Here is a 4,099-nt window from a genome sequence, read left to right as displayed (position 1 = left end):
GTGAGTGAGCTGCTTGCTGCCGTTCGTTGAGAAAACACAGGTCCCGACACGCTCATTCAGACGACCGATATGGGGGGAAAGCAGAATGTCGGCTTTTAGTCTCTCAATGCCTGTAATCCGACATTGAGAGATGCTCATTCGTAATTAAAGAAAGGGATAGTCAGTATAGCCCTTCTCGGTTCCCCCAAAGAAAGTGTTCCGGTCCGCCTCGTTCAACAGAGCATCTGCCTTTAGGCGTGCCAGGAAGTCCGGGTTGGCGAGGATCATCTGGCCGTAGGCTTCCATGTCGGCGAGGCCGCTGGCCACATCTTTCCCGATGTCTTCGCGCGGTCGACCGGGGCGGTTGAGAATCAGCTTGCCTGTCCAGAGCTGCCGGATGTCGGACAGCAATTGTTCGTTGCCCTGGTGCATGATGTGAACATACGACAGATGGAGTTTATCCAGTTCACCAATCAGGTAGCGGTACAGGTCCGGCCCCTCTGCGCCCTCGTCGATTCCCCACAGGCTGGTGCCCGGTGAAAAGCGGATGGCCGTCCGATCGGCGCCGATTTCCTCGGCAATCGCTGTGGCGACCTCGATCGCGAAGCGCGCACGGTTTTCGATCGATCCGCCATAGTCATCAGTCCGTGTATTGGCGCTGGGAGCAAGGAACTGTTGAATCAGGTAGGCGTTAGCGCCATGGATCTCAACACCATCTGCTCCGGCTTCGATCGCGCACTTGGCTGCATGCCGAAAGTCCTGAACCGTCTGGCGGATTTCCTCGGTGCTCAGGGCGCGCGGCGTCGGAATATCCTGCATGCCGGTGGCCGTGAACATGCCCGTGCCCGGGGCAACTGCCGAGGGAGCAACACCCTGCCGATGATGAGGGGTGTTGTCCGGATGGGACATGCGGCCCGCGTGCATCAACTGGATGTATAGATGCCCGCCTTTGGCATGAACGGCAGATGTCACCGTTTTCCAGCCAGCAATATGGGCCTCGGTATAGATGCCCGGTGTCATCAGATACCCCTGTCCATCGTCGGACGGTTGAGTGCCCTCGGCAACGATCAGGCCGACACTGGCGCGTTGAGTATAATACTCGGCGGCAAGAGGCCCGGGTGTGCCGTCATATTGCGCGCGGCTGCGGGTCATGGGGGCCATTACAAAACGGTTGGGCAAAGTGGCCCGGCCCAGAGTAATCGGCTGCCAGATATCCGTCATAGTCATCTCTCCTTGTTCGGCATCACGCGCTTTCAGCAACGCGATGCTTGATGGAAAAGCCTGCTAGGGCACTGGTCTGATCCCGTCCCAAAGCAAGGTGATTACGTCGGCAACATGACGTTCGTCCGTTGCCTTGTCAGAACCCGGCTCGCCGCATATGCGGTTGGAAAAAGCCCGGTTGTGCAAAACCCCGAGAAGCGTGGACGCAAGAACCTGTGCATCGCATTGTGCCAACTTCTTCTGATCCTGTGCCCGGCCGATCCATTCTGTCAGGGCCCGGAAGGCACGTGCTGGGGCGGATTCCTCCGGATCTTCTCCTGAGCACAGGGCTTCGGTGGGGATGCCACTGGCCTGAAGCACTGTAAATCCGGCATGCAGGTCTTCGAAAAACGCTGCAATCGTGCAGGCGATCTCGACAATCTGCTCCCGGATCGGTCGGTGATCGGGACCGGATTCCAGTGTTTCAATCCAGTAGATGTCCTTTGGTGCGCCCAATGCTGCCAGCATAAGACCCTGCTTCGAACCGAAGCGGTTGAAGAGGGTTGTATGACTGACACCGATCTCCCGTGCGATGTCCGCAGCCGAGATGCTTCCACCGCGTTCGAGAAAGCAGCGACGGGCAATGGCTACGATGTGTTCGTCTGAGACTTCTTTTGGGCGTCCGATTTTCATTCCTGATTCCGACTTGACGATTCACCTCATCAGCATATCTTTCTGTCTAGAAAGAAAGCAAGAGGCATCCAAACTATGAAACGCGATCTTAGCCTGAAATGGCACAATGTGGATCCAGGCTCGCTGCGAGGCAAAAGAGCCGTCGTCGTCGGGGGAACAGGCGGGGTGGGGCGTGCCGTGAGTCAGGCCCTTGCTGCGCGTGGTACACAGGTGACTGTCGTTGGACAGACATTCCGCGACGCCGATATTGCCAATATCTCCTTCGTCCAGGCCGATCTCAGCCTGCTAAACGATGCGGAGCGGGTTGCACGGGAACTTCCAGCAGAGCAAGCTGACCTTCTCGTTTTTACAACGGGTATCTTCGCCGCTCCCAAACGTCAGGTGACGGCCGAGGGGATCGAGCGCGACATGGCGGTCAGCTATCTGAACCGGCTGGTGATGCTCCGCAACCTCGCGCCTCGTCTGGGCACACAACGAAGCGATGGGTCACCGCGTGCGCGCGTGTTCATCATGGGGTACCCCGGCACGGGCCAGCTTGGTACGCCAGACGATCTGAATTCCGAACGGGCTTACAAAGTGATGGCGGCCCATATGAACACGGTCGCTGGCAATGAGGCGCTGGTCGTAGACTCTGCACATCGTTACCCTGATCTCGGCGTCTTTGGACTGAATCCTGGCCTGATCAAATCGAGCATCCGCAGCAATCTGATGGGCGCGGACAGTCTCAAGCACCGGATCATGGAATGGCTGATTGGCAAGCTGGCCCCGAGCGCTGACGACTACGCGGCACGCATTCTACCCCTGCTGGTCTCTCCCGATCTGGATCAGCGTAGCGGGGCATTCTTCAATCGTAAGGCACAGGCCATTTTGCCATCCGAGGGCATGAATGAGGCTTATGCCAAGCGTTACATTACTGCTTCTGAAGCAGTGATTGCCAAGGCTGGCGTGGGCTTGAGCGACTAATCGACTGAAGCGAGGCCACTTCAATCGAAAGGAATTCAGATGTCGACATCTTTAGAACGCAAGCCCGTAGCCGTTATTGCCGGAGCAGGCCCAGGAAATGGTCAGGCCATCGCGCGTCGCTTTGCGGATGCGGGGTACCTTGTGGCTCTACTCGGTCGCAATACAGAAAAAGTGCAGGACCTGGCTAAGGAAATCCCTCAGGCTGTTGGTTATGGTTGTGACGTTGGAGATGCCGCTGCAGTGACTGCGGCATTCGATCGGATCCGATTGGATCAGGGGGCGATCGACGTGCTGGTTTTCAATGCTGGCTCGGCGATTTTCGCCGATATCGAGACGATAACAGCAGAACAGTTCGAAGCGTCATGGCGGGTCAACGCACTGGGTGGTCTACTCTGCAGCCAAGCCGTCATTCCGGAAATGGTCGCTCGGGGAGCAGGTCATATTCTGTTTATTGGTGCAACAGCCTCTCGTCGGGGTGGTGCGCAGATGGCGGCATTCGCACCAGCCAAGGCAGTACAACGAAGTCTGGCGGAATCCATGGCGCGGCAGCTCTGGCCGAAAGGCATCCATGTCGCTTTGATCATTATCGATGGCATCGTCGACACGCCTGCGACGCGTACCTACGTTCCGGACAGGCCCATTGAGAGTTTGGTAGCACCCGATGCCGTCGCCCATACCGCATATGAACTGACCCGACAGGATCGCCGGGGTTGGAGTTTCGAGGTCGAAGTTAGGCCATTTCTGGAGAAATGGTGAGTTTGATAAGCTGCAAAAACACGTTGAGCAGGGGGGTTTTTAGGGGGGGGGAACCGGAATGTCGGCTATCAAGCCGTGAGATGAGAAAAGCGGCCATGCGTGCGATCAATGTTCATGACAGCATATCGCCGCTTTCGGATCGTTTTTGCTACGCTCACGCTTCAACCTTCTAAAATGACGGCTAGAGCGGTTCCGCTTTAATCTGGTTCATATCCAGCGTCTGTAAAGAAGCTGGCGCATTGACTGGGAGTGAAAGCGGGAAGCATAGCGCCGACGGTATCCCACAGAGCACTGACAGTTCGTTCGGCTTTAGCGCGCAGCAAGGCTTTGAGTTTTGAGAAAGCCATTTCGATGGGATTAAAGTCCGGGCTGTATGGCGGAAGGAACATCAGTTCCGCCCCTGCCTGCTCAATGGCCTTCTGTGCCGCTGGAAGCTTATGCGCTGGAAGATTGTCCATCACGACGATATCACCCGGCTTCAGTGTCGGGATGAGAACGCGTTCGACAT

At 56.9% G+C, this 4,099-nt stretch carries 5 protein-coding genes; 2 read left to right on the top strand and 3 right to left on the bottom strand.

All coding sequences use genetic code 11. From position 1 onward, the window contains the following. Window positions 1-144: 144 nt before the first annotated feature. Together JK176_RS14790 and JK176_RS14785 are read right to left on the bottom strand one after the other, a co-directional pair. The gene (locus JK176_RS14790) at window positions 145-1,200 is read right to left on the bottom strand and encodes an alkene reductase (protein ID WP_211588391.1); all 1,056 of its coding nucleotides are present in this window, start codon (window positions 1,198-1,200) and stop codon (window positions 145-147) included. Between the two features lie 63 nt (window positions 1,201-1,263). Next, window positions 1,264-1,872, bottom strand: a complete 609-nt coding sequence (locus JK176_RS14785) for a TetR/AcrR family transcriptional regulator (RefSeq protein ID WP_211588390.1) — start codon at window positions 1,870-1,872, stop codon at window positions 1,264-1,266. Between the two features lie 75 nt (window positions 1,873-1,947). Between JK176_RS14785 and JK176_RS14780 the strand changes: the two genes are divergently transcribed. Together JK176_RS14780 and JK176_RS14775 are read left to right on the top strand one after the other, a co-directional pair. Continuing rightward, a complete protein-coding gene (locus JK176_RS14780; protein WP_211588389.1) occupies window positions 1,948-2,835 on the top strand; it encodes an SDR family NAD(P)-dependent oxidoreductase in 888 nt (295 codons plus the stop codon). Between the two features lie 39 nt (window positions 2,836-2,874). Continuing rightward, window positions 2,875-3,591, top strand: a complete 717-nt coding sequence (locus JK176_RS14775; RefSeq protein WP_211588388.1) for an SDR family NAD(P)-dependent oxidoreductase — start codon at window positions 2,875-2,877, stop codon at window positions 3,589-3,591. Between the two features lie 197 nt (window positions 3,592-3,788). Here JK176_RS14775 and JK176_RS14770 read toward each other — a convergent pair. Next, window positions 3,789-4,099 (bottom strand): transposase (locus JK176_RS14770; protein WP_211588387.1); only part of this gene is annotated, 311 nt, incomplete at its 5' end.

This window comes from Gluconobacter sp. Dm-73 (genome assembly GCF_018256215.1).
GTDB classification, from domain to species: Bacteria; Pseudomonadota; Alphaproteobacteria; order Acetobacterales; family Acetobacteraceae; genus Gluconobacter; species Gluconobacter cadivus.
This window is presented reverse-complemented; position numbering and strand designations above follow the sequence as displayed.